The sequence below is a fragment of the Streptomyces sp. NPDC002643 genome (assembly GCF_053592555.1).
The window spans coordinates 12,122-35,244 of sequence record NZ_JBSFVY010000040.1; the positions used below are offsets into that span (position 1 = coordinate 12,122).

The window sequence follows — 23,123 nt, forward strand, 5'->3', positions numbered from 1 at the left end:
CGGACCGAACAAAGGGGCACAGCCATGGGTGAGGGCACTGCGGTGGGGCGGCGGTTCTTCGACGCGGCGATCGGTCTGCTGGAGCGCGTACGCGAGGAGGAGGCCGAGGCGGTGCGGGCGGCCGGGGAACTGGTCGCCGACACGGTCGTGGCTGGCGGCCGGCTGTTCGCGTTCGGCGCCGGGCACTCGTCCCTGCCCGCCCAGGACCTCGTCTACCGGGCCGGTGGCCTCGCCCTGATGAATCTGCTCGCCGTACCCGGCGCCGTGGGCGTGGACGTCATGCCCGCGACCCTCGGCTCCGCGCTCGAACGCGTCGACGGCCTCGCCACCGCCGTACTGGACAGCAGCCCCCTGCGCACCGGCGACCTCCTGGTGATCATCTCGCTCTCCGGCCGCAACGCCCTGCCCGTCGAGATGGCCCGACACGCGCGCGTGCTGGGTGTGAAGGTCATCGGCGTCACCTCCGTCGCGTACGCCACCGAGACCACGTCCCGCCATTCCTCCGGCACGTTCCTCAAGGACCACTGCGATCTCGTCCTCGACTCCAAGATCCCGGTCGGCGACGCGGAACTCACCCACGCCGCCGTCCCCGCGCCGTTCGCCCCGGCCTCCACGGTCGTCGCCTCCGCCCTCCTCCAGTCGGTCATGGCCACGGCCGCGGCCACCCTCGCCGACCGCGGCGTCCAGCCCCCGCTGCTGCGCTCCGGCAATGTCGACGGCGGCCTCGACTGGAACGATCAGGTCTTCCGCGAGTACGGCGACCGGATCTTCTATCTGCGCTGAGTTCCGCTGTCTGCCATCTGCCTGCGCTGAGCGCCCGGGGAGAGCTTCGGGGCGGGAGCCCGGCGTGCAACGATTTCGTCCACATCTCGGGAACCAGATGTGGGCTGGGTCACGTTCGAGTTGAATGAAGGCCAGTGAGCAAACCGACGCGCCGTCGCGTACGTGCGGAGGACGCAACGCAGCCTGCAGGGGGTTCAGGTGAGTGCTTCCCGGCGTAGTCGGACCGCCGACGAGCTCGGACCCGACGAGCCCGAGCGACCCGGTCCGACGGACGAGAACAGCAAGAACGGCAAGAACACCGACGACAGCGACAGCAGCGAGGACAGGGAGACCATCGAGGACACCGAGGACACGGCAGAAGACCCGTCCGGGGCCGGCCCCGGCGGTTCCGACCTGCTCGCCGCCCTGCTGGACGGAATGGACGCGGCACTGTGCGCCTTCGACGGCGACGGCGTCGTCACCCACTGGAACCGCGAGGCCGAACGCATCCTGGGCTGGAGTGCCGAGGAAGCGGTCGGACGCCGGGGCTTCGCCGGATGGGCCGTACGGACCGCCGACGCCGAGGAGGTCGAGGGGCGGCTGATGGCCGCCATGCACGCCCCCGGCCGCCAGGTCCACGAGTTCGCGCTGCTCACCAAGGACGGCGGGCGGGTGCTCGTAAGGACCCAGTCCGCCGCCGTACGCGGGCCCGACGGCAAGCCGGCCGGGCTGTACTGCGCGTTCAGCGAGGTCCACGCCCAGATCGACCTGGAGCGTTCCATCGCCCTCAGCGAGGCCCTCTTCGACGACGCGTCGTGGGGAGTCGTCCTCGTGGACGCCGATCTGCGCCCCGCCGTCGTCAACGCGCACGCCGCCCGCTCCCTCGGCATCGGCCGTACGACCGTCCTCGGGCGCCCCCTCGGTGAACTGCTCACCCAGGGCGTCGAGGAAGTGGAGAGCGCCCTCACCCACGTACTCGCCGAGGGAGCCCCGCCCGCGCCCGCCGAGATCTGGGTCGGCGTACGGGGGCCGGACGGGGAGAAGCGGCGCTGCTGGCGCAGTGGCTTCCTGCGCCTCGCCTCTCCCCTCGCCGAGGAACCGGTCCCGCTCGGCGTCGGCTGGCTCTTCCAGGACGTCACCGAGGCCAAGCAGACCGAGCAGGAGGCCGCGCAGCTCCGGTTCCGCGTCAACCAGTTGCACCGGGCGTCGCGGGCCGCCGCCGAGTGCGAGGACCCCGGCGAGGCCGCGACCGTCCACCTCGACTTCGCGCTCGCCGGGTTCGCCGACCACGCCCTGCTCGACCGCGTCTCCGGTGGCGCCCTCGCGGACGGCGAAGGCCCCGCCCGCCTCGTACGCGCCGCCGCCACGCCCTCGGGCGCCCCCGGCCCCAGCCACCTCACCGGCCACGCCGGCCTGCCCGTCCGTTACGGCCAGGGCCACCCGGCGCTGCAGTGCGTGGAGCGGGCGGGTTCGGTACGGGCCAGCGCCGGCGCCGCCGCCCCGGAAGCGGCCCGCGTCTGGGCCACCGAACGGCAATGGCCCCCGGACACCGTCCACGCCCTCTGCGCGGTCCTCCGCAGCCGAGGCCGCACCCTGGGCGTGGTCACCTTCCTCCGAGGCTCCGCCCGCACCCCCTTCGAACGCCCCGACGCGACCTACGCCGAGGACATCGCCATACGCATCGCGACGGCGCTGGACCTGGAGGCGATGGAGAGGAAGCCGTGAGCGCTCCGCTGGAAGCGCGGTGATGGAGCTGCGGGCTGGTGGGGGCCGGGGCCGCCCGCGCGGCGTCGCGCCCACGCGCGGCGGAGCCGCGAGATGTTTCGCTGCCGCGCCCCTTTCGGGGGGCGATTGCGCAGCGGACTTCGCCGAGGCCGCTCAGGGGGCTGGAGCGAGGTCCGGGATCGGCTGAGGTTCGGGACCGGCCGAGGGCTGAGCACCGGAGGGCATGGGGCCGAGCCCCTGAGGCTGAGGAGGGACCGAGTTCCCGAGGCCGAGGGCTGGGGGGCTGGAGCCGAGGGCTGGGGGCTGGGGCGTGCCATCGGGCTCCTGAGGCCGAATTGCCACACCACCGGGCCCCTGGAGCCGGAGCGTGGCACCGAACCCCTGAGGCCGGGCCGGGTCCGGTTCATGGCCCACCGGCTCACCACTCGCGGGTGGCTATCAGTTCCTCCGCGTCCGCGTCGGTGAACCCGTAGGCCTGGGCGACGCGCCAGAAGTCCCCGGCGATCTCCTCCCGCGCGACGGTCTCGATCTCGCTGCCGGCCGCCTCGAACTCCGCCTCCAGCCGGTTGAACTCCTCCGTCGCGGCGTGCGTCAGCGCGTACAGCGACGCCAGGTCCGACGGCCGCTCGGCCTCGATCCGCTCGCACAGCCGCACCAGGACCGCCTTGCCCTTGTCCAGGACGTGATCAGGGAAGTACGCGTCCTCATACAGCTCCCGCAGAAACGCGTGCCCGGCCATCTGCTGATTCGTGATCCCCACAGCGCTCTCCCGTCCCCTCCGACGCAACGACGTGCCGACGTGCCGACGTGCCGACGCACCGATCATGCACCGCACCACTGACAACGCCGGCCCGGCGGGGAACGGGCTCGCGTACCGGAGGCCGGAGGGAGAGGTCACGTACCGGAGAAAGGGCTCGCGCCGCCTGCTCACCCCGGCCGAGAATCCCCGGCATGGCGATCATTCATCACACCACCCTCAAGCCCACCAAGCTCGAACTGCTGGCCTCGTGGCTGCCCACGCGCGCGTGGTACGTCGGCGGGGAGGGGGAGCCGGAGTTGGTCAAGGCGGGCGGTTTTCGGCTCGACGATCCCGAGGGGGAGGTCGGGATCGAGTTCATGGTGGCCGCCGACGGCTCCGGGCCCGAACCCGTCCACTACCTGGTCCCCCTCAGCTACCGCGGGGCTCCCCTCCCCGACGCCGACCACGCCCTGATCGGCACCATGGAACACGGTGTCCTGGGCAAGCGCTGGGCCTACGACGGCTGTCATGACCCGGTGGTCGTCGCGGAGTTGCTCGCCCTGTTCGAGGGCCGCACCCAGGCCCAGGCCCAGAGCCTCACCGACACCCCGGACCACGAGATCACCCACTCGTACGCGGGCTCCGCGCCCCTGCCCTCGACGCCTACGATGACGGGCGCCGAGGACGGCGAGGACGCCACCGACCTGGCCGTCGCTCCGGGCCTCGTCCTCCGCCTCAACCGGGTTCTGCGGCCCGCCCCGAACGGCGCCGCCGACCGCCCGGAGGGTACGACCGGCCATGTCACCGGCCACTGGGACCTGGCCGACGGCAGCCGGGCCCGAGCGGTGTTCGCCGTGTTGCGGGGGTGACGCCAAGGGGGACGACGGCTAGTCCGTGGCGGCGGGTTCCGGCAGGGCGCCGGAACGGGCATCTGGCGCGGCGGTCGGCTGTCGTCGTTCGTGGCGGTTCAGCGCCGCGAGGGTCAGGGTCACGGTGACCGACGCGGCCGCCATCAACGTCATCGCGGCGGCCGGGGAGGTCAGTTGGGCCAGGGTGCCCGCGAGGATCGCGCCGACGCCCTGCATCGCGGCCATACCGGTGGCGTGCAGACCGAGGGCCTGGCCCGCGAGGTCGTCCGGGGTGAGGGACATCAGCCGTTCCTGCAGAACCAGGCTCGCGGCGAAGCCGACCGACGCCACGGTGACCGCCAAGGCCGACAGCGCCACCCCCGGCCGTAGGACGAAGAAGAGGTACGGAACCGCCAGCGACAGCCGCAGCGGGGTCGCGAGCCGGGGGCGCAGCGCCGGCGGCACCAGTCGGCCCACCGCCATGTCGCCCACGAACATGCCCAGCGCACCGCACGCGTACAGCGTGCCCGCGGCTTCGGGCGCGTAGGAGACGTACAGCGAATCGCCGCCGACCACCAGTCCGTTGGGGACCCACAGGCCCAGGTAGGTGAGGCGGCGGGGGCGGGAGGACCACAGGGCGGCGTTGGTGCGCCAGGTCGCCGCGACGGACGGGCGGCCGGAGGAGCGGGGTGGGCGGGCCGTGAGGCCGAGGCGGGTAACGAGGGCGGAGAGCACGTACAGCGCCGCCGCGAGAAGCAGGCACGCAGGTGGGGAGAGGAGTGCCAGCAGGGCGCCGCCGGTCGCGAAACCGGTCACCTGCGTCAGGCCCCAGAGCATGTTGTAGACGGAACGGCCCAGGACGTAGCCGTCCTTGGAGAGGATCTCGTTCAGCAGTCCCCCGCGCACGCCCCCGCCCAGCGACGCGACCAGGCCCTGCAGGAGTACGACGGTGAAGACGCCCCAGACCGGCAGGCCGGGCAGCGCCAGCGCCGCCGTACCGACCGCGAAGGCGAGAGCGAGGCCGGTGAGGGTGGCGCGCGGGGGCAGCCGGTCGGCGCCCGACAGCAGGAACGCGCCCCCGAGCAACTGCGCCAGCTGCGGGCCGAACATGCTCACCGCCGACAGGAACGGGGAGCCGGTGGCCCGGAAGACCAGCGTGCCGAGGGCCAGACCGCCGATCGTCTGGGCCGCGGCGAAGGCACCGAAGGAGAGCAGGAACGGGGTGAACTCCCGGGTGCGGAACAGGGTTCGGTAGCTGCGCATGCGAGGGAGTCTCGGGGCGGGCCGGGGGGCTTGTTCACTGTTTCGCCGACGTGCGAAAGGTCGCGGGCGGGGCCTCAAGAAGGTCGTACGCAGGGGCTTAAGGTCGGGCCCATGGGCTTGTGGCAGATCGGCACCGACACGCTCGCCCGTAGTCGGTTCGTGCTGTCGCCGTTCGCCGAGGCCTTCGCGAGTCTGCGGCTGCTGCACGCCGGGACCGGGGCCCATCCCGGCGAGGACGCCTGGCTGCGCGCCCATCTGCCCGGCTATCGCGCGCACCTCGCGGCCGATCCGGTGGCCGCGCTGATCGTAAGGGCGGCGCTCGGCACCACCTGGATCGCCGACTTCTTCTGCCCCACCTCATGCGTCGGGGAGAGCTTCGAGGAGACCGTGGCCCGAGTGCGGGCGGCCGGCGCCGAGGAGGCGCGCGCCAACCTCCGGGTGTCCCTGAGGGGCCCGCTCCCCACCGCCCTGGACCGCGACGACCTGCCCGAACGGGCGACCGCGCTGCTCACGTACGTCTGGGAGGAGACCGTACGGCCGTACTGGGCGCGTCGGCGGCGTGTGATGGAGGCCGACATGGTCGCGCGGACCGCCCGGGTGAGCCAGGGCGGCTGGGCGGCCGTACTCGACTCCCTACGGCCGGGGACGACCCGATGGCTCGGGGAGAGCCGCATCCAGGTCAGCCACAACGCGTATCCGCCGCGCGAGATCGCCGCCGGGGCCGAACTGCTGTTCATGCCGGTGACACCGAGGACCGGGTGGGTGTCGTGGGAGGGACGGGAACGGTACGCCGTCGTCTACCCGTGCCTCGGAGTGCTCGCCGAGGACCACGACCGCCGCCCCGCCCCGGCCGGCCTCGGCGCGCTCCTGGGGACTTCACGGGCCGCGTTGCTGACGCTGCTCGGGACTCCCATGAGCACGACACAGCTGGTCGCCGTGACCGGGCAGGCGCTCGGCTCGGTGGGCCGGCATCTGCGGGTGCTGCGGGACGCGGGGCTGGTGGAGCGGCGGCGGGCCGGGCGGTCTGTGCTGTACGTGCGGACGGCGGCCGGGGAGGTGCTGCTGGAGGCGTCGGGGGGCATCGGAGGGAGGGGGACGGGCAGGGACGGTGAGCCGGAGCCAGGGCCGACGGCCCAGCGGCCGTGAAGGTGCCGACGGCTGGACCTCGGCTGAAGGTCGGCCGGCCGTCGGCTAGACGCCGCCCTCGATGAGGGTCCAGCCCGAGGAGATGTCCGCGACGGAACCGACGTTGGAGTACTTGCCGTTGATGAGGGTGGAGGTCCAGGCCGTGCCGTCGTTCTTGTAGAAGAAGACGGTGTCGGAGGTACGGCCCTCCTTGTCCCAGAGGCCCGACGTACCGATCTGGCGGAATCCGCCGACCGAGCCGTTGGTGGCCTTGGCCGCCCGGGCCAGCAGGCCGGAACCGGTGTTCTGCAGGGCCAGGACGGAATCCTCGGTCGCGGTCAGCCTGCCCAGCGTGGGTCCGCCGTCCTTGGAGTCCCGGTGCGTGTAGCGGCCGTCCTGCAACGTGCCGTAGCCCAGATCGTTCCCGGCGGTGAAGGCGGCCGTGTCGCAGGAGGCGGCGATGCTGCGCCAGCCCTCGTTGAAGTTGTCGTACGACTGGCCTTGGTCGTAGTCGCCGTTGGTCAGGGTTCCGGTGACGGCGTCGCCCGTACGGGAGTTGTAGAACAGCACCGTGTCACCGGCCGCCTCGACATGGGTCCAGCCCGTCGAGAAGTCGTCGAAGCTCTCCACCTGCTCGTACCGCCCCGACTCGAAGGTCCCGACCTCGCCCTCGCCGGTGTTCGCGTTGTACAACACGAGCGAGTCGCGGCTCGCCGCGCCGTGCGTGTACCCGGTCGGAAGATCGAAGACGGCCTCCTGCTGCCACTCCCCCGCCGAGAGGGTCCCGCTGACCGCCTCCCCGGTACCCCGCTTGTAGAACAGCATCGAGTCGCTCGGCGACGTCTCCTCGCAGTACGGCGAGGCCGCGCCGGCGACCCCACCGGGACCGACCACGCATACGCCGACGACGGCAGCGGCAAGTGCTCCGACCAGGGATTTCCTCATGGCTCTCCCCTTCATTCCTCGCGCTTGGACCGTCCCCCAACCACGCTCGGCGACCTTCTTCATCGTGCGCCGCGAGGGTGGGTGACGCATCTCAGCAAACCTCTCAGCAAACCTCTCGGAAAATCGCTTGAGTGCTCCGGGATCGCTTCTTAGGGTGTGCGGTACACGAGAAGGGAGGTGGTTCGGCAGATGTATGACAACCGGACGCGTGAGGTGGCTGCGGGCTAGCGGCTCGTCACCACACTCTGTGCGGTGCCGGACCAGCGCGTGAGATGAACGCGCAGCCGGCCCAATCTCAAGCAGTCACCCGACCCGCAGGCTCGCCGGTACGTCCGGCCGGCTCCTCGTCGTAGAGACGGGGGACCCGAGCCTGCGGGTCGTCTGCGTTTCGCTTACGGCCAGCGGCTTGCGGCGCGCGGCCAGCGGCTTGCGGCTTGCGGCTAGTGGCTTGCGGCTTGCGGCTAGTGGCTTGCGGCTAGTGGGCGATGTCCTCGTAGCCCTCGATGTCCCTGGGGTCTCGGGGGCCGGGGCCCACGTAGCGGGCCGAGGGGCGGACCAGGCGGCCTGTGCGTTTTTGTTCGAGGATGTGGGCGGACCAGCCGGCCGTGCGGGCACAGGAGAACATCGACGTGAACATATGGGCCGGGACCTCGGCGAAGTCCAGGACGATCGCGGCCCAGAACTCGACGTTCGTGGCGAGGACGCGGTCGGGGCGGCGCGCGTGGAGTTCGGCCAGGGCCGCCTTTTCCAGGGCCTCGGCCACCTCGAAGCGGGGGGCGCCCAGGTCGCGGGCGGTGCGGCGGAGGACTCGGGCGCGGGGGTCCTCGGCGCGGTAGACGCGGTGGCCGAAGCCCATCAGGCGTTCGCCCTTGTCGAGGGCCTGCTTGACGTAGGCGTCGGCGTCGCCCGTGCGTTCGATCTCCTCGATCATGCCGAGGACTCGGGAAGGGGCGCCGCCGTGGAGGGGGCCCGACATGGCCCCCACGGCGCCCGACAACGCTGCTGCGACATCCGCGCCCGTGGAAGCGATCACGCGCGCCGTGAAGGTGGACGCGTTCATGCCGTGTTCCGCGGCGCTCGTCCAGTACGCGTCGACCGCCGCCACATGCTTGGGGTCCGGTTCGCCGCGCCAGCGGATCATGAAGCGTTCGACGACCGACTGCGCCTTGTCGATCTCGCGCTGCGGAACCATGGGCAGGCCCTGGCCACGGGCCGACTGGGCGACGTAGGAGAGGGCCATGACGGCGGCGCGGGCCAGGTCCTCGCGGGCCTGTTCCTCGTCGATGTCCAGGAGGGGCTTCAGACCCCAGACGGGGGCCAGCATGGCGAGGGCCGACTGGACGTCCACGCGGATGTCACCGGAGTGGACCGGGATCGGGAACGGCTCGGCGGGCGGCAGTCCGGGGCGGAACGCGCCGTCGACGAGCAGGCCCCAGACATTGCCGAAGGAGACATGGCCGACCAGATCCTCGATGTCGACGCCCCGGTACCGCAGGGCGCCGCCCTCCTTGTCCGGTTCGGCGATCTCCGTTTCGAACGCGACGACTCCTTCGAGTCCGGGTACGAAGTCGGACATCAGGCGGCTCCTCATGGTCTCTTCGACTGTTCCAGCACCATACGCCTGAGTGCCACGTTTGGGGAGAGTCTGCGGCACTCAGTGCCATCAAGCATCTTCAGTCGTCCGACGGACAAGTGCCGTCGCCTTTCGACGGGCGAGAGCCATCCCCCTTCCGATGGGACGCTCATACGGCAAGATGACCATGTGAACGATCACGATCCTGCTCTCATGCGCAAGCAGTACCGGGCCGAGGGGCTCGACGAGAGTGAGCTGGCCGATGGGCCGATGCGACAGTTCGAGCGGTGGTTCCGGCAGGCCGCGCAGGACGGCGCGGTGTTCGAGCCGAACGCCATGGTCGTGTCGACCGCCGACGCCGAGGGCCGCCCCAGCTCCCGTACGGTCCTGATGAAGGCGTACGACGACCAGGGCTTCGTCTTCTACACGAACTACGACTCCCGCAAGGCCCGCGATCTCGCCGAGAACCCGTATGTCTCGCTGCTCTTCCCCTGGCATCCGATCGCCCGGCAGGTGATCGTCACCGGTACGGCCCGGCGGACCGGGCGGGATGAGACGGCCGCCTACTTCCGTACGCGTCCGCACGGCTCGCAGTTGGGCGCCTGGGCCAGCGCGCAGTCCTCGATCATCGACTCCCGGGCCGAACTGGACGCCGCGTACGAGGAGTTGGTCACCCGCTATCCGGAGGGCGAGCAGGTGCCGGTGCCACCGAACTGGGGTGGCTTCCGGGTGGCGCCGCAGAGCGTGGAGTTCTGGCAGGGGCGGTGGAATCGGCTGCACGACCGGTTGCGGTACGTGGCCGAGGCGGACGGGTCGTGGCGGGTGGAGCGGCTCAGTCCGTAACGGCTCAGTCCGTAACCGCTCAGTCCGTAACCGCTCAGTCCGTAGCAGGCGGGCCGAGTACGTCGTCCAGGAGGGACGCCCACTGGGCCACCACCCTGTCGCGGCGGGTCCTGTCGTCGGTGAGGAGGTTGGCGAGGCCCAGCCCACGGGCCATGTCGAGCAGGCCCTGGACGGTTTCGCGGACGCCGGGGCGGGACTCGTCGGCGCCGAGGAGATCCACGGCTATGCGGTGCGTCTCACGGCCCACGTGGGCCTCCAGCTCGGTGACCCGGGGGCGGAGCTGGTCCTCGTTGGAAGCGGCGACCCAGAGGTGGAGTGCGGCGCGGAAGAGGGGGCCGGTGTAGAGGTCGACGAGGGCGGCGACCACGGCCCGGCGGTCGATGCCGGCCTCGGGATTGCCGGTGGAGGCGCCTTGGGGGGCGCTTACGGGGGTGCCTTCGGGCGCGCTTTCGGAGAAGAGGGCGCGTAGGGCCGTCGAGCGCTCCTCGGCAACGTACTCGACCGCCGCCGTGAACAAGTCCTCGCGCGTACGGAAGTGATGCTGGGCCGCGCCCCGGGAGACGCCCGCGCGTTCGGCGACGACCGACACCGTGGAACCGGCCCAGCCGTGCTCGGCGAGACAGGCCACGGCGGCCTCCAGCAGCCGCCGCCGGGTGGCCCGGCTGCGGTCCTGCTTCGGACCGGCCGTGACCGTGGCGGCCGTGACCGTGGCGGTCGTGTTCGGAGCAGTCGTGTTCGGGGCGGTCGTATGCGTACCGGCCCTGCTCACAACACCCATCCCGGTTCCCGTCTTTCGAGGAAGGCCGTCATGCCCTCGCGGGCGTCGGCGGAGGCGAACAGCCGGGACGAGAGGCGGGTCAGTTCGCCCGCGTCCAGGTCGAAGTCCTCCAGCACCTTAGCCGTGAGCAGGCGTTTCGTCTCCGCCAGGGCCCTCGGGGAGGCTCTCCGCAGTCCGTCGAGGATGGGTTCGAGTACGGCGTCGACGTCCTCGCCGGTCGCGGTCAGCAGACCGATACGGGCGGCCTCGGCGGGGCCGAAGCGTTCGCCGGTGAGGTAGTGGCGGGCGAGCGCGCGGGGGTCGGTACGGGGGCGGAGGGTGAGGGTGATGACGGCGGGGGCCACGCCGATGCGGACCTCGGTGAAGGCGAATGTGGCCTCGGGTCCGGCGGTGGTGATGTCGCAGGCCCCGAGCAGCCCGATGCCGCCCGCGCGGACATGGCCGGTGACCCGGGCGACCACCGGTTTGGGCAGTTCGAGGATCTGCCGGAACAGCTTCACCAGAGCGTCGGGGGCGGGCGGGTCCCGCAGGTCCGCGCCCGCGCAGAACGTGGTGCCGGTGTGGGTGAGGACGACGGCCCGTACGTCGTCGTCCTTGCCGCAGGCGGTGAGGGCCGTGGAGAGTTCGTCGACCAGTGCGGCCGAGAGGGCGTTGCGGTGGGCCGGGGAGTCGAGGGTGAGGGTGGTGATGCCTCGGTGGTGGGCGGTACGGATGAGGGGCGGCACGCAGGCTCCCTGGGGTGACTTCGGCTGGGGGTCAGTACGACTTCGGCAGGCCCAGGGTCTGGTGGGAGACGTAGTTGAGGATCATCTCGCGGCTCACCGGGGCGATACGGGACACGCGGGCGGCCGTCACGAGGGAGGCCAGGCCGAATTCGCTGGTGAGGCCGTTGCCGCCGAGGGTGTGGACCGCCTGGTCGACCGCCTTGACACACGCCTCCCCCGCCGCGTACTTCGCCATGTTCGCCGCCTCGCCCGCCGCCGCGTCGTCCCCCGAGTCGTACAGATACGCCGCCTTCTGCATCATCAGACGGGCCAGTTCGAGTTCGATGTGCGACTGGGCGAGGGGGTGGGCGATCGCCTGGTGGGCGCCTATGGGCCGCTTCCATACGGTGCGCTCGCGGGCGTATGTGATCGCTTGTGCGAGGGCGTAGCGGGCCATGCCGATGGCGAAGGCGGCCGTCATGATGCGTTCGGGGTTGAGACCGGCGAAGAGCTGCAGCAGGCCGGCGTTCTCGTCGCCGACCAACGCGTCGGCGGGGAGCCGGATGTCGTCGAAGGTCAGCTCGAACTGCTTCTCCGACGCCTGGAGTTCCATCTCGATCCGGCGGTACTCGAAGCCGGGGGTGTCCCTCGGGACGATGAACAGGCAGGGCTTCAACGTCCCGGTGCCGGCGTCCTCCGTACGGCCGACCATGAGGGTGGCGTCCGCCTTGTCCACGCCGGAGATGAAGACTTTGCGGCCGGTCAGCAGCCAGTCGCCCGCCTCGTCCCTGCGAGCCGTCGTCGTGATGCGATGGCTGTTGGAACCGGCGTCCGGTTCCGTGATGCCGAAGGCCATCGTCTTCGTGCCGTTCGCCAGGGCGGGGAGCCAGGTCCGCTGCTGGGCCTCGGTGCCGAAGCGGGCGATCACCGTGCCGCAGATGGCGGGTGATACGACCACCATAAGGAGCGGGCAGCCCGCGGCACCCAACTCCTCCAGCACGATGGAGAGTTCGGAGATCCCGGCGCCTCCGCCGCCGTGTGCCTCCGGCAGGTTGACGCCCAGGTAGCCGAGCTCGGCCGCCTCTGCCCAGAGGGCTTCCGGGTTGAAGTTGCGGCCGTGGCGTTTGCCGAGGGCGGCGACGGCGGCTCGTAGGGATTTGTGGTCTTCGGATTCGATCACTGGGGACATCGAGGGTTCCTCATGGGGAGGGTGGAACAGTTCGTTGGAGGGTGCGGGTGTGTGGGGGCTGATCGCGCAGTTCCCCGCGCCCCTTAAAAGCGCTCGTCCTCGACTACGGCCAGAAGGGCGCCCAGCTCCACCTGCTGCCCAACCACCACGTTCAGGCTGGTCAGAGTGCCTGCGGTCGGAGCTGTGATGCTGTGTTCCATCTTCATCGCCTCCAGCCAGAGGAGGGGTTGGCCGGCCTGTACTTCCGTACCTTCCTTGAGGCCCTCCACCACTCGTACAACTGTTCCCGGCATGGGGGCCAGGAGAGAGCCGGCGGCGTGGGGCGCGGTCGGGTCCGGGAAGCGGGGTAGGGCCGTCAGTTTGACGGCGTTCACGTAGCGGCCGGTGCCGTATCTCGTCACCTCGAACTTCCTTCGTACGCCCTCCACTTCCAGAACGACCCTGTTGGCGTCCGCGTGGATGACGGTCATCCCGTCCACCGCCAGTCCCGTCCTCGTGTGGTGGTACGTGACCTCGTGTACCTCTCCCGCCAGGGCGTAGCGGCGGCTCTGGGGCTGGGAGGGGACGTTGCGGTAGCCGGCGAAGCGGGGGGAGGCGGTGGCTCGGGCGTCGGCGAGGGCGGCGGCCACGCAGGTCAGGGGGTCGGGGGGCGCCGTGGTCAGTTCGTGGAGGTGGTGGTCGTAGAAGGCCGTGGTCATGCGGGCCTTGGTGAACTCCTCGTGGCGCAGGGAGTTGATGAGGAGGGCGCGGTTGGTCGTCGGGCCGTGGAGTGTCGTGCGGTCGAGGGCTCCGGCCAGGCGGCGGATGGCCTCCGACCTGGTGGGGGCGTGGGCGATGAGTTTGGCGAGCATCGCGTCGTAGTGGACGCCGATCTCGTCGCCCGCCTCGTAACCGGTGTCCAGGCGGACGGTGTCCGGGACGGTCAAGCGGTGGAGGGTGCCCGTCTGGGGGGTCCAGTCGGTGGCGGGGTCCTCGGCGTAGAGGCGGGCCTCGACGGCGTGGCCACGCGCGCGTGGGGGCTCGGGGGCGAGGGCGGCGCCCTCCGCGACGCGGAGCTGCTCGGCCACCAGGTCCACGCCGAACACCGCCTCCGTGACCGGGTGTTCGACCTGGAGGCGGGTGTTCATCTCCAGGAAGTGGGCCCGGCCGTCGGCCACCAGGAACTCGACCGTGCCCGCGCCCACGTAGGAGACGGCTCGCGCGGCGCGTACGGCGAGGTCCTTCAGCTCCTCGACGAGTGATGCGGGCAGGCCGGGGGCCGGGGCCTCCTCGATGACCTTCTGGTGGCGGCGTTGGAGGGAGCAGTCGCGGGTGCCCAGGGGCCAGATGGTGCCGTGGGTGTCGGCGAGGATCTGGACCTCGATGTGGCGGCCGTTCTCCACGTACGGCTCGATGAACACCTCACCGTCGCCGAAGGCGCTGGTCGCCTCGGCTCGGGCGGCCTCCAGGGCGGCGGGCAGCTCCGCCAGGCGGCGTACCACGCGCATGCCCCGGCCTCCGCCGCCCGCCGCCGCCTTGACGAGGACCGGGAGGTCGGAGGCGGTGATCCCGGAGGCCTCGGTGGCCCCGGAGGCCTCGGTGGCCCCGGTGAGGGAGGCGAGGCCCAGCAACCGCTTCGCGCGCGTCTTGGACGCCATCGCCTCGATCGCCTCCGGGGGCGGGCCGATCCAGGTGAGGCCGGCGTCCAGGACGGCGCGTGCGAAGTGGGCGTTCTCGGAGAGGAAGCCGTAGCCGGGGTGGACGGCGTCGGCGCCGGCGGCGAGGGCGGCCTTCACGATGAGGTCGCCTCGGAGGTAGGTGTCGGCGGGGGCCGCGCCCGGCAGTCGTACCGCTGTGTCGGCCACGCGCGCGTGGAGGGCGTTTTCGTCCGGGTCGGAGTGCACGGCGACCGTTTGGATTCCCAACTCACGGCAGGTGCGGAAGATCCGGCAGGCGATCTCGCCTCGGTTGGCCACGAGGAGGGTCGCGATCATGGGGTCGGCCGCGGGTTCGGTCACGGGGTCAGCCGTGGGTTCGGTCATGGGGTCGGTCATGGATGGGGGTCCCTCACATCCGGAAGACGCCGAAGCCGCCGTGGGCGCCTTCGAACGGGGCCGTGTGGATGGCCGACAGGCACAGGCCGAGGACGGTGCGGGTGTCGCGCGGGTCGATGACGCCGTCGTCGTACAGGCGTCCGGACAGGAACATGGGCAGCGACTCGGACTCGATCTGCTGCTCGACCATGGCGCGCAGGGCGGCGTCGGCGTCCTCGTCGTACGGCCGTCCCTTCGCCATCGCGGATTGGCGGGCGACGATGGAGAGGACGCCGGCCAGTTGCTGGGGGCCCATGACGGCGGACTTGGCGCTGGGCCAGGCGAAGAGGAAGCGGGGGTCGTAGGCGCGGCCGCACATGCCGTAGTGGCCGGCGCCGTACGAGGCGCCCATGAGGACGGAGAGGTGCGGTACGCGGCTGTTGGCGACCGTGTTGATCATCATCGCGCCGTGCTTGATGATGCCGCCCTGCTCGTACTCCCTTCCGACCATGTAACCGGTGGTGTTGTGCAGGAAGAGGAGGGGGATGTCGCGCTGGTTGGCGAGTTGGATGAACTGGGCGGCCTTCTGTGACTCCTCGCTGAACAGGACGCCCTGGGCGTTGGCGAGGATGCCGATCGGGTAGCCGTGGAGGGTGGCCCAGCCGGTGGTGAGGCTGGTGCCGTAGAGGGGCTTGAACTCGTCGTAGTCGGAGGCGTCGACGATACGGGCGATGACCTCGCGGGGGTCGAAGGGCACCTTCAAGTCGCCGGGGACGATGCCGAGGAGTTCTTCCGGGTCGTATGTCGGGGGCTCGGCGGGGGCCGGGTCGGCGTATGCCTTGCGATGGTTGAGGCGGGCCACGACTCGGCGGGCCTGACGGATTGCGTCCCGCTCGTCGACGGCGAAGTGATCGGCGAGACCCGACACGCGCGCGTGCATGTCGGCGCCGCCCAGTGACTCGTCGTCGCTCTCCTCGCCGGTGGCCATCTTCACGAGCGGCGGACCGCCGAGGAACACCTTCGCCCGCTCCTTGACCATGATCACGTGGTCGGACATGCCCGGGATGTACGCGCCGCCGGCCGTGGAGTTGCCGAAGACGACGGCGACCGTGGGGATTCCGGCGGCGGAGAGACGGGTCAGATCGCGGAAGATCGCGCCGCCGGGGATGAAGATCTCCTTCTGGGAGGGGAGATCCGCGCCGCCGGACTCCACGAGGCTGATGAGCGGCAGGCGGTTGGCGAGGGCGATGTCATTGGCGCGGAGTGCCTTCTTCAGGCTCCAGGGGTTGCTGGCACCACCGCGTACGGTCGGGTCGTTGGCGGTGATCACGCATTCGACGCCCTCGACCACTCCGATACCGGTGACGAGCGACGCGCCCACCGCGTAGTCGCTGCCCCAGGCCGCCAGCGGGGACAACTCCAGGAAGGGCGCGTCGGGGTCGAGGAGGATTTCGATACGTTCACGGGCCAGGAGTTTGCCGCGTCTCCGGTGCCGCTCGATGTACTTCTCGCCGCCGCCGGCGAGGGCTTTCGCATACTCGGCGTCGAGAGCGGCGAGTTTCGCGAGCATCGACTCGCGGTTCGCCTTGTGGTCGGGGGCGCCCGCGTCCAGGGCTGAGCTGAGGACCGTCACAGGAGGATCTCCGGTATGTCCAGGTGGCGGGAGCGGAGCCATTCGCCGAGGGCCTTGGCCTGGGGGTCGAAACGGTGCTGGGCGGCTACGCCTTCGCCGAGAATGCCTCTGACTGTGAAATTGAGGGCGCGGAGGTTGGGGAGGGTGTGGCGGGTGACTGACGGGGGGCGGATTTCAGATGACGGAGGACGGATTTCAGGTGACGGATGACAATCGTCAGATGACGGATGACAGTCATCAGATGACGGGTGACGGTTGACAGATGACAGATGACGACTTTCAGGTATCAGATTCTGAAATTTGTCAGTTGTCAGCTCATGCGCCAACCACCGCCACGCCTCCTCCGACCGCACCCATACCCCCACGTTCGCGTCACCCCCCTTGTCCCCGCTGCGTGCACCGGCGACGAGGCCGAGCGGTGCGCGGCGGGTCGGCAGCCCGGGTGGCAGTGGCTCGGGGAGGGCTGGTTCGGGTACGGCGGGGTCGAGGACGAGGGTATCGGGGGCCGGGGGTACGGGGACGCGGCGGCCGTCGTGGAGGACCGCCATGTGATCCACGGTGTTCTGGGGGACGTACTCGGCCTCGAAGACCCCGTACGGTGTGCCCTTGCCCGGTGGTGAGAGGACGTGGAAGCCGGGGTAGCCGGCGAGGGCGAGTTCCACGGCGGCTCCGCTCAGGGCGCGGCCGACGGTGTGTTCGTCGGGGTCGCGTACGACGAGGTGGAGGAGGGCGCTCGCGGTCTCCTCGGTGGGGGCGTCGGGGTGGTCGGTGCGGGCGAGGTCCCAACGCACCTCGGCGGGCGTCGACTTGGCCAGCGCCTCCGCCATCTGCTGCCGTACGAGCGCGGCCTTGGCCTCGATGTCCAGGCCGGTGAGGACGAAGACGACCTCGCCCCGGAACCCGCCGAAGCGGTTGACGCCGACCTTGAGGGTGGGGGGCGGGGCCTCGCCGCGTACGCCGGTGATCCGTACGCGGTCGGGGCCGTCCTGGGTCAGGCTGATCGTGTCGAGGCGGGCGGTGACGTCGGGGCCCGCGTATCGGGCGCCGGCGGTCTCGTAGAGGAGTTGGGCGGTGACGGTGCCGATGTCGACGAGGCCACCGGTGCCGGGGTGTTTGGTGATGACGCAGCTGCCGTCCTCGTGGAGTTCGGCGAGGGGGAAGCCGGGGTGGAGGAGTGCCTTCGGGTCGTGGTCGGTGAAGAAGGCGTAGTTGCCGCCGGTGGCCTGGGTGCCGCATTCCAGTACGTGGCCCGCGACGACCGCGCCCGCGAGGCGGTCGTGGTCGGACGGGTCCCAGCCGAAGTGGGCGGCGGCGGGTCCCGTGACGAGGGCAGCGTCCGTCACCCGGCCGGTGACGACGATGTCGGCGCCCTCGCGCAGGCAGGTCGTGATGCCGAAGCCGCCGAGGTAGGCGTGGGCGGCGAGGCTGCCGGGGTGCCGGGCGGTGAGGTCGTCGCCCTCTACGTGGGCGACGCGGACGGGGATGCCGAGCCGGTTCGCCAACTGCCGTACGGTGTCGGCGAGTCCGGCCGGGTTGAGGCCTCCGGCGTTGGTGACGATGCGGACGCCTCGGTCGTGGGCGATGCCGAGGCAGTCCTCCAGCTGCCGCAGGAACGTGCGGGCGTAACCGGCGTCGGGGTTCTTCAGGCGGTCGCGGCCGAGGATGAGCATGGTCAGCTCGGCCAGGTAGTCGCCGGTGAGGACGTCGAGGTCGCCGCCGGTGAGCATCTCGCGCAGGGCGTCGAAGCGGTCGCCGTAGAAGCCGGAGGCGTTGCCTATGCGGAGGGGTGGGATCAGCGGTGTCATGTGGACTCCCCGCCGGGGGCGCGGCCGCCCTGGCCGAGGGCTCGGCCTTCGCCGGGGGCGCGGCCCTTGCCCGGCGGGCCGGCGAAGGCCTGGGCGATGTCCAGCCATTGGGCGGCGTTCTCGCCTTCGGTGTGCAGGGTGAGGTCGGTGCGGTGAGCGCGTTGGGTGACCAGGAGGCAGAAGTCGAGGGCGGGGCCGGTGACGCGGTCGTCGGCGGCCTCGGGGCCGTAGGTCCACACCTCGCCCGAGGGGGCGGTCAGTTCGACCCGGAATTCCTCGAACGGTGCCTGGATGCCGTGCACTCCGTAGGCGAAGTCGCGGGTGCGGATGCCCAGGCGGGCGATGTGGCGGAGCCGGTCGGTGGGGGTGCGGGTCACGCCGAGGGCGTCGGCGATGTCCTGGCCGTGGGCCCAGGTCTCCATCAGCCGGGCGGTCGCCATCGAGGCGGTGGACATGGGCGGCCCGAACCAGGCGAACCGTGCGCCGTCGGGGGCCGCCCGCAGGGCCTCCTCCAGGGCGGCGCGCCCGGCCCGCCAGTCCGCGAGCAGTTGGGCGGGCGGGGCAACGGCGCCCTCCTCGGCGCCGTTGTCCACGAAGTCGCCCGGCTGGAGCAGGGCGTTCTCGACCTCCTTGGCGAAGGCCGACGGGTCGGTCACGGCGAGCAGGGACGCGCGGTCGGTCCAGGCGAGATGTGCGATCTGGTGGGCGATCGTCCAGCGGGGCGCGGGTGTCGCCAGCGTCCAGCGGTCCTCGGGCAACTCGGCGATCAGTGCGTCGAGTTCAGCGCCCTCGGTGCGCAGGTCGTCGATGACGGGCTTGGGGTCGGCCATGGCAGCGAGCATGACAGGCCGACCTGGAAACAATCAAGCGTGCTTGCATTTAAATCGCAGGGAGGCTGGGGGCGGGTTCGGTCTGTGGGTGGCGTGTGCGCGTCTGGTGCCTGTGGTGCGTCTGCGTGCGGTCGCGCCTGGGCGGGTGGGTGCGTGGGTGGGTCGGGGCCGGGCCGGTGTGTCAGTCCGTCGCAGGCGGGCGTACTGCTCGGGGGTGGAGAGGCATGAACTTTGCTGAGCCGGCTGTACGCGACGGACATAGGACACACCGGCCCGGCCCCTTCCGTCCGTACGCGGCTTCCCCGCCGTCATGCGACTGACCTGCCGTCATGCGACTGACCCGCCGTCATGCGACTGATCCGCCGTCGTACGTGTATACGGGGTCGTAGGCGTATACGGGGTCGTACGGGTACCGGGGGGCGTGGGTGTACGCGTCGTGCTCGGGGGCGGGTGTCTCCTGGGGGTAGCCGGTGGTGTCGTAGTCGCTGTCGTCCTGTACGGCCGTGGCGTGTTTTCGGGAGTTGTGGAGGTGGGCGTAGGTGCCGCCCAGGGTGAGGAGTTCGTGGTGGCGGCCGGACTCGACTATGCGGCCCTGGTCGAGGACGAGGATGCGGTCGGCGTCGGGGGCCAGGTCCAGGTCGTGGGTGATCATGATCGTGGTGCGGCCGGTCATGAGGCGGCGCAGGGGGTCGACGATGCGGCGGGCGGCGAGGGCGTCGAGGCCGGTGGTGGGTTCGTCGAGGACCAGGACGGGGGCGTCTCGGAGGACGGCTCGGGCGATGGCCAGACGTTGGAGCTGACCGCCGGACAGGCGGGCGGAGTTGGGGTCGACCTGGGTGTCGTAACCGTCGGGCAGGGCGGTGATGAAGTCGTGTGCGTCGGCGGTGCGGGCGGCCTCCTCGATGGCCTGGTCGCTGGCGCCGGGGCGACCGCAGGCGATGTTGGCGCGGACCGTGTCGTGCAGGACGAGGGTCTGTTGCGGGAGGAGGGCGACGTACTCGCGGAGTCGGTCCAGGGGGAAGTCGTGGAGGGGGGTGCCGTCCAGGAGGACCGTGCCCGCGTCGGGGTCGTAGAAGCGGAGGAGGAGTTTGGAGAGGGTGGATTTGCCGGCGCCGCTCGGGCCCGTGATGATCACCAGCTCGCCGGGGGCGACGGTGAAGGAGAGTCCGTCCAGGGCCGGGGAGGGGGATGAGGGGGCGGGCGTCTCCGGGTGGTCGGTGGTCGTGCTCGGGTAGTGGAAGGTGACGTTTCGGACCTCGATCGTGCCGTCGGGACGGCCGTTGTCTCGGGCTTCGGCGATGGAGGGGGCCGGGTCGGTGACGGAGGGGCGGGCGTCCAGGATCTCGGTCAGGCGTTCCGCGCCCGCGGTGGCGGCGGTGACAAGGAGGCCGAGTTGGGCGAGGCTGCGGATGGGCGGATAGAGGTAGCTGAGGAGGGCGGCGAAGGCGAGGAGCTGGCCGAGGGTCATCTGGCCCGCCGAGATCTCCCAGACGCCGATGCCGATCACCGCGAGGACGCAGACCGTCTCTATGACCTGGACGAGTTGGCCGTACGCCTGGTTGAGGCGGGCCGAGCGGACGGCCGCCTTGAACCAGGCCGTCGCCTCCTGTCGCAGCCGTCGCCGCTCGGCGTCCTGACGGCCGTATGCCTGGGTGAGGACGAGGTTGCCGAGGGATTCCTCGACCACGGAGGTGACCGCGCCGTCAGCGACCCGGCCCTCGCGCGCGACCGACTTGACGCCGGCCGAGAAGCGTCGTGCGGCCAGCCAGAACAGTGGGGCGAGGACGAAGGTGGCGGTGGCCAGGTCCCAGCGCAGCCAGAACGCGGCGGCCGCGTAGAAGACGGCGCTGAACAGGGCGGACGCCGTGCCGAGGAGGCCGGAGACGGCCATCTGTTCGATCGACTCCACGTCGCCCGTGAGGCGGGAGAGCAGGTCGCCCTGGCGGTGGCGTTGGAAGAAGTGCGGGGGGAGTTTCTGGACGTGGTCGAAGACGTGTTCGCGTAGGCGCATCACGAAGCGTTCGGAGACCCAGACGGAGAGGGAGCCGCCGGCGTAGCCGATGGCGGCGCCGACGATCGCGATGCCGAGCCACTGGGCGGCCGGGGCCCAGAACGCGTCCAGTGAGCCCCTTTGCAGGGCGTTGTCCGTGAGGTCGCTGAACAGCAGGATCGCGGAGGTCTCGGCGAGCGCGCCCAGCACCGTGCACACCCAGATCGCCACCAGCCAGCGCCGCAGCCCCTTGGTCATGGGCCAGAAACGGCGGAAGGCCGCGCGGGGGGTGAGGGTGGGGGTGGGGGTGGGAGTGGGAGTGAGGGTGGAGATGGGGGTGGGGGGCTGGGTTTGGGGGTGCTCGGGTGGGGCTTCGTAGGGTTCGAATGGTTCGTATGGTTCGTATGCGGTGGGGTTCGGTTCCTCGGTCGTCAGGGCCTCGGGTGGGGTTTCGGGAATTTGCTCGGGCCTGGCCTCCGGAGGGTCTTCATCTTTTCCTCGGGTGACCGGTAGGCCATAGGGAGATAATTCCAAACCCGGTGGAACACTCCTGGGGAAATCGACCGACGGACGACGGTTTTTCAGTCGGCCCTTGGGCGCACGCATATTTCTCCCATCGAGCAAGAACAATTTATTGGTGAGCGGGCGCCGGGCTCCGGGACTTTGCCGGATTGCCAGCCGATTACGGGGGAACCCACAGCCCGCGCACAACACCGGGGAGGGGAGCGAAAACGCCGGGAGGGCCGACGGGGAACCGACGACCCTCCCTTGCGACCAGGGCGTTTACCAGGGGCTCCGATCAGAAGCCGGGCTGCTGGGGAGCGGGCTCACCCGGGCGCGGACGGCGTCGGCGCTGCTGCTGGGCCGGCGGCGGGGGGACCTGGTTCGGATTGGCGGCGGGGTCCCCGTTCGGGTCGAATGCGTTTGCGTTCCGCCGGGGGACGAGACCTGAAACAACCCTGAAGCTCATGATGACTCCTTCTGAGTTTCGAGCAACTGCCGCTGTTCTCTGGCATCGCTGCCTGTCTGGTACCGGGCGATCCCTCCGCCCGATGAAAAACTTAACACGGCCCCGCGAGAAAAAAACAGAAAACTCAGAATCCGATCGGCGAATAAAGGCTGTGAAAACCTTGGGAATTCCTGGGTTTTGTTTGTCAGGCGGGGGAGGGGAGGGGGGGATGCGCAGGTGGGGGTGGGCGCGAGCCTCACAGGGTGGGTCAGGTTCGAATGAGGTTTACAGCCCTGACAGGGTCCATTACCGTGAACTGCGCAGCCCACTACACTGAACTACGCTCCCCCGCTCGTGGTTCTCCGCTCATCCTGGACGGCCCCCGTGACACTCCCCAGCGCTGACCACACCGCGCCCTCGGCGACGGCCTCCTCCTCCGCACCCTCCGCACCCTCCTCGCCTTCCACGCCTTCCACGCCTTCCTCGCTCTCCGCCTCGTCGCGCCGAGGTGCCCTCGGGCCCGTGGGGCTGGTGCTCGCCGGAGGGATATCGGTGCAGTTCGGCGGGGCGTTGTCGGTGACGCTGATGCCTCGCGCCGGGGCGCTCGGGGTGGTGACCCTGCGGCTGCTGGTGGCCGCACTGATCCTGCTGCTCATCTGCCGCCCCCGGCTGCGCGGGCACTCGCGCGCCGACTGGGGCACGGTCGTCGTCTTCGCCGTGACCATGGCCGCGATGAACGGCCTCTTCTACCAGTCCGTGGCGCGCATCCCCCTCGGCCCGGCCGTCACGCTGGAGGTGCTCGGCCCGCTGGCCCTGTCCGTCCTCACCTCCCGCCGCGCGGTGAACCTGGTCTGGGCCGGGCTGGCCCTGTGCGGGGTCTTCCTGCTCGGCGGTGGCGGCGGCTTCGGGGATCTCGACCCGGTCGGCATGGCCTTCGCGCTCTCGGCGGGGGCGATGTGGGCCGCGTACATCGTCTTCAGCGCGCGTACGGGGCGGCGGTTTCCGCAGGCCGACGGGTTGGCGCTGGCCATGGGGGTGGCGGCGGTGCTGTTCCTGCCGCTCGGGGTGTTCGAGTCCGGGACGCGGCTGCTCGACCCGACGACGATCGCGCTGGGCGCCGCCGTCGCCGTACTCTCCTCCGTCCTGCCCTACACCCTCGAACTCCTCGCCCTGCGCCGCCTGCCCGCCGCCACCTTCGCCGTCCTCATGAGCCTGGAACCGGCCATCGCCGCCACGGCCGGTTTCCTCATCCTGGGCCAGACCCTGTCCCTGACGGATTCCCTGGCGATCGCGCTGGTCATCGGGGCGAGCATGGGGGCGGTACGGACCCAGGTGGGGCGGGGGAAGGCGGACGTTTCGGGGTAGGGGCAGCAGCATGGGAGCGAGGTGGTTCGTGTGCGGGCCGGGAAC

The 23,123-nt window shown here is 70.9% G+C and carries 18 protein-coding genes; 6 read left to right on the plus strand and 12 right to left on the minus strand.

Features of this window, described 5'->3' with window-relative positions; all coding sequences use genetic code 11:
• Positions 1 to 24 precede the first annotated feature (24 nt).
• Positions 25 to 783 carry an SIS domain-containing protein gene (locus tag ACWD4G_RS38960; protein ID WP_451302240.1) on the plus strand — a complete coding sequence of 253 codons (759 nt, stop codon included), beginning with the start codon at positions 25 to 27 and terminating at the stop codon, positions 781 to 783.
• A gap of 198 nt (positions 784 to 981) precedes the next feature.
• The gene (locus ACWD4G_RS38965) at positions 982 to 2,487 is read left to right on the plus strand and encodes a PAS domain-containing protein (protein WP_451302242.1); all 1,506 of its coding nucleotides are present in this window, start codon (positions 982 to 984) and stop codon (positions 2,485 to 2,487) included.
• Between the two features lie 418 nt (positions 2,488 to 2,905).
• On the opposite strand, the gene ACWD4G_RS38970 is transcribed toward ACWD4G_RS38965, so the two are convergent.
• Positions 2,906 to 3,247, minus strand: coding sequence for a DUF5713 family protein (locus ACWD4G_RS38970; RefSeq protein ID WP_451302244.1), 342 nt, complete (start codon positions 3,245 to 3,247; stop codon positions 2,906 to 2,908).
• A 191-nt stretch (positions 3,248 to 3,438) separates the two neighbouring features.
• Between ACWD4G_RS38970 and ACWD4G_RS38975 the strand changes: the two genes are divergently transcribed.
• Positions 3,439 to 4,095 carry a maltokinase N-terminal cap-like domain-containing protein gene (locus ACWD4G_RS38975; protein WP_451302246.1) on the plus strand — a complete coding sequence of 219 codons (657 nt, stop codon included), beginning with the start codon at positions 3,439 to 3,441 and terminating at the stop codon, positions 4,093 to 4,095.
• Between the two features lie 18 nt (positions 4,096 to 4,113).
• Here ACWD4G_RS38975 and ACWD4G_RS38980 read toward each other — a convergent pair whose 3' ends face one another.
• Entirely contained in the window at positions 4,114 to 5,337 is a 1,224-nt protein-coding gene (locus tag ACWD4G_RS38980) for an MFS transporter (RefSeq protein ID WP_451302248.1), read from the minus strand.
• Positions 5,338 to 5,448: 111 nt separating this feature from the next.
• On the opposite strand from ACWD4G_RS38980, the gene ACWD4G_RS38985 reads away from it, so the two are divergent.
• A complete protein-coding gene (locus tag ACWD4G_RS38985) occupies positions 5,449 to 6,483 on the plus strand; it encodes an ArsR/SmtB family transcription factor (protein WP_451302250.1) in 1,035 nt (344 codons plus the stop codon).
• 45 nt (positions 6,484 to 6,528) lie between these two features.
• Here the strand turns inward: ACWD4G_RS38985 and ACWD4G_RS38990 are convergent, their stop codons facing one another.
• Both ACWD4G_RS38990 and ACWD4G_RS38995 read right to left on the minus strand, forming a co-directional pair.
• Positions 6,529 to 7,407, minus strand: a complete 879-nt coding sequence (locus ACWD4G_RS38990) for a hypothetical protein (RefSeq protein ID WP_451302252.1) — start codon at positions 7,405 to 7,407, stop codon at positions 6,529 to 6,531.
• 475 nt (positions 7,408 to 7,882) lie between these two features.
• Entirely contained in the window at positions 7,883 to 8,983 is a 1,101-nt protein-coding gene (locus ACWD4G_RS38995; RefSeq protein WP_451302254.1) for a citrate synthase 2, read from the minus strand.
• Positions 8,984 to 9,193: 210 nt separating this feature from the next.
• Between ACWD4G_RS38995 and pdxH the strand changes: the two genes are divergently transcribed.
• Positions 9,194 to 9,823, plus strand: a complete 630-nt coding sequence (gene pdxH / locus ACWD4G_RS39000; protein ID WP_451302256.1) for a pyridoxamine 5'-phosphate oxidase — start codon at positions 9,194 to 9,196, stop codon at positions 9,821 to 9,823.
• Positions 9,824 to 9,857: 34 nt separating this feature from the next.
• Here pdxH and ACWD4G_RS39005 read toward each other — a convergent pair whose 3' ends face one another.
• The 8 genes from ACWD4G_RS39005 to ACWD4G_RS39040 form a co-directional block, all read right to left on the minus strand.
• Positions 9,858 to 10,601 carry a TetR/AcrR family transcriptional regulator gene (locus ACWD4G_RS39005; RefSeq protein WP_451302258.1) on the minus strand — a complete coding sequence of 248 codons (744 nt, stop codon included), beginning with the start codon at positions 10,599 to 10,601 and terminating at the stop codon, positions 9,858 to 9,860.
• Positions 10,589 to 11,326, minus strand: a complete 738-nt coding sequence (locus ACWD4G_RS39010; RefSeq protein WP_451302260.1) for an enoyl-CoA hydratase family protein — start codon at positions 11,324 to 11,326, stop codon at positions 10,589 to 10,591. Before ACWD4G_RS39010 ends, ACWD4G_RS39005 begins: the two co-directional genes overlap by 13 nt.
• 31 nt (positions 11,327 to 11,357) lie before the next feature.
• On the minus strand, positions 11,358 to 12,494 hold the full coding sequence (locus ACWD4G_RS39015) for an acyl-CoA dehydrogenase family protein (RefSeq protein WP_451302262.1): 1,137 nt from the start codon (positions 12,492 to 12,494) through the stop codon (positions 11,358 to 11,360).
• Between the two features lie 83 nt (positions 12,495 to 12,577).
• Complete coding sequence (locus tag ACWD4G_RS39020) at positions 12,578 to 14,467, minus strand: acetyl/propionyl/methylcrotonyl-CoA carboxylase subunit alpha (RefSeq protein ID WP_451302332.1); 1,890 nt, start codon at positions 14,465 to 14,467, stop codon at positions 12,578 to 12,580.
• Between the two features lie 73 nt (positions 14,468 to 14,540).
• On the minus strand, positions 14,541 to 16,139 hold the full coding sequence (locus ACWD4G_RS39025; protein ID WP_451302264.1) for an acyl-CoA carboxylase subunit beta: 1,599 nt from the start codon (positions 16,137 to 16,139) through the stop codon (positions 14,541 to 14,543).
• Positions 16,136 to 17,944 carry an acyclic terpene utilization AtuA family protein gene (locus tag ACWD4G_RS39030; RefSeq protein WP_451302266.1) on the minus strand — a complete coding sequence of 603 codons (1,809 nt, stop codon included), beginning with the start codon at positions 17,942 to 17,944 and terminating at the stop codon, positions 16,136 to 16,138. Before ACWD4G_RS39030 ends, ACWD4G_RS39025 begins: the two co-directional genes overlap by 4 nt.
• Entirely contained in the window at positions 17,941 to 18,774 is an 834-nt protein-coding gene (locus ACWD4G_RS39035) for a TIGR03084 family metal-binding protein (protein ID WP_451302268.1), read from the minus strand. The genes ACWD4G_RS39030 and ACWD4G_RS39035 overlap by 4 nt, the downstream gene beginning before the upstream one ends.
• Positions 18,775 to 19,120: 346 nt before the next feature.
• On the minus strand, positions 19,121 to 21,022 hold the full coding sequence (locus ACWD4G_RS39040) for an ABC transporter ATP-binding protein (RefSeq protein WP_451302270.1): 1,902 nt from the start codon (positions 21,020 to 21,022) through the stop codon (positions 19,121 to 19,123).
• A gap of 1,075 nt (positions 21,023 to 22,097) precedes the next feature.
• On the opposite strand from ACWD4G_RS39040, the gene ACWD4G_RS39045 reads away from it, so the two are divergent.
• Positions 22,098 to 23,078, plus strand: a complete 981-nt coding sequence (locus tag ACWD4G_RS39045; RefSeq protein ID WP_451302272.1) for an EamA family transporter — start codon at positions 22,098 to 22,100, stop codon at positions 23,076 to 23,078.
• Positions 23,079 to 23,123: the final 45 nt, after the last annotated feature.

Coding starts and splice junctions, on each gene's coding strand:
- ACWD4G_RS39030 (WP_451302266.1), bottom strand. CDS start 17,944: ATGACACCGCTGATCCCACCCCTCCGCATAGGCAACGCCTCCGGCTTC.
- ACWD4G_RS39035 (WP_451302268.1), bottom strand. CDS start 18,774: ATGGCCGACCCCAAGCCCGTCATCGACGACCTGCGCACCGAGGGCGCT.
- ACWD4G_RS38990 (WP_451302252.1), bottom strand. CDS start 7,407: ATGAGGAAATCCCTGGTCGGAGCACTTGCCGCTGCCGTCGTCGGCGTA.
- ACWD4G_RS38960 (WP_451302240.1), top strand. CDS start 25: ATGGGTGAGGGCACTGCGGTGGGGCGGCGGTTCTTCGACGCGGCGATC.
- ACWD4G_RS38980 (WP_451302248.1), bottom strand. CDS start 5,337: ATGCGCAGCTACCGAACCCTGTTCCGCACCCGGGAGTTCACCCCGTTC.
- ACWD4G_RS39005 (WP_451302258.1), bottom strand. CDS start 10,601: ATGGGTGTTGTGAGCAGGGCCGGTACGCATACGACCGCCCCGAACACG.
- ACWD4G_RS39020 (WP_451302332.1), bottom strand. CDS start 14,467: ATGATCGCGACCCTCCTCGTGGCCAACCGAGGCGAGATCGCCTGCCGG.
- ACWD4G_RS39015 (WP_451302262.1), bottom strand. CDS start 12,494: ATGTCCCCAGTGATCGAATCCGAAGACCACAAATCCCTACGAGCCGCC.
- ACWD4G_RS38975 (WP_451302246.1), top strand. CDS start 3,439: ATGGCGATCATTCATCACACCACCCTCAAGCCCACCAAGCTCGAACTG.
- ACWD4G_RS38995 (WP_451302254.1), bottom strand. CDS start 8,983: ATGTCCGACTTCGTACCCGGACTCGAAGGAGTCGTCGCGTTCGAAACG.
- ACWD4G_RS39040 (WP_451302270.1), bottom strand. CDS start 21,022: ATGACCAAGGGGCTGCGGCGCTGGCTGGTGGCGATCTGGGTGTGCACG.
- pdxH (WP_451302256.1), top strand. CDS start 9,194: ATGCGCAAGCAGTACCGGGCCGAGGGGCTCGACGAGAGTGAGCTGGCC.
- ACWD4G_RS38985 (WP_451302250.1), top strand. CDS start 5,449: ATGGGCTTGTGGCAGATCGGCACCGACACGCTCGCCCGTAGTCGGTTC.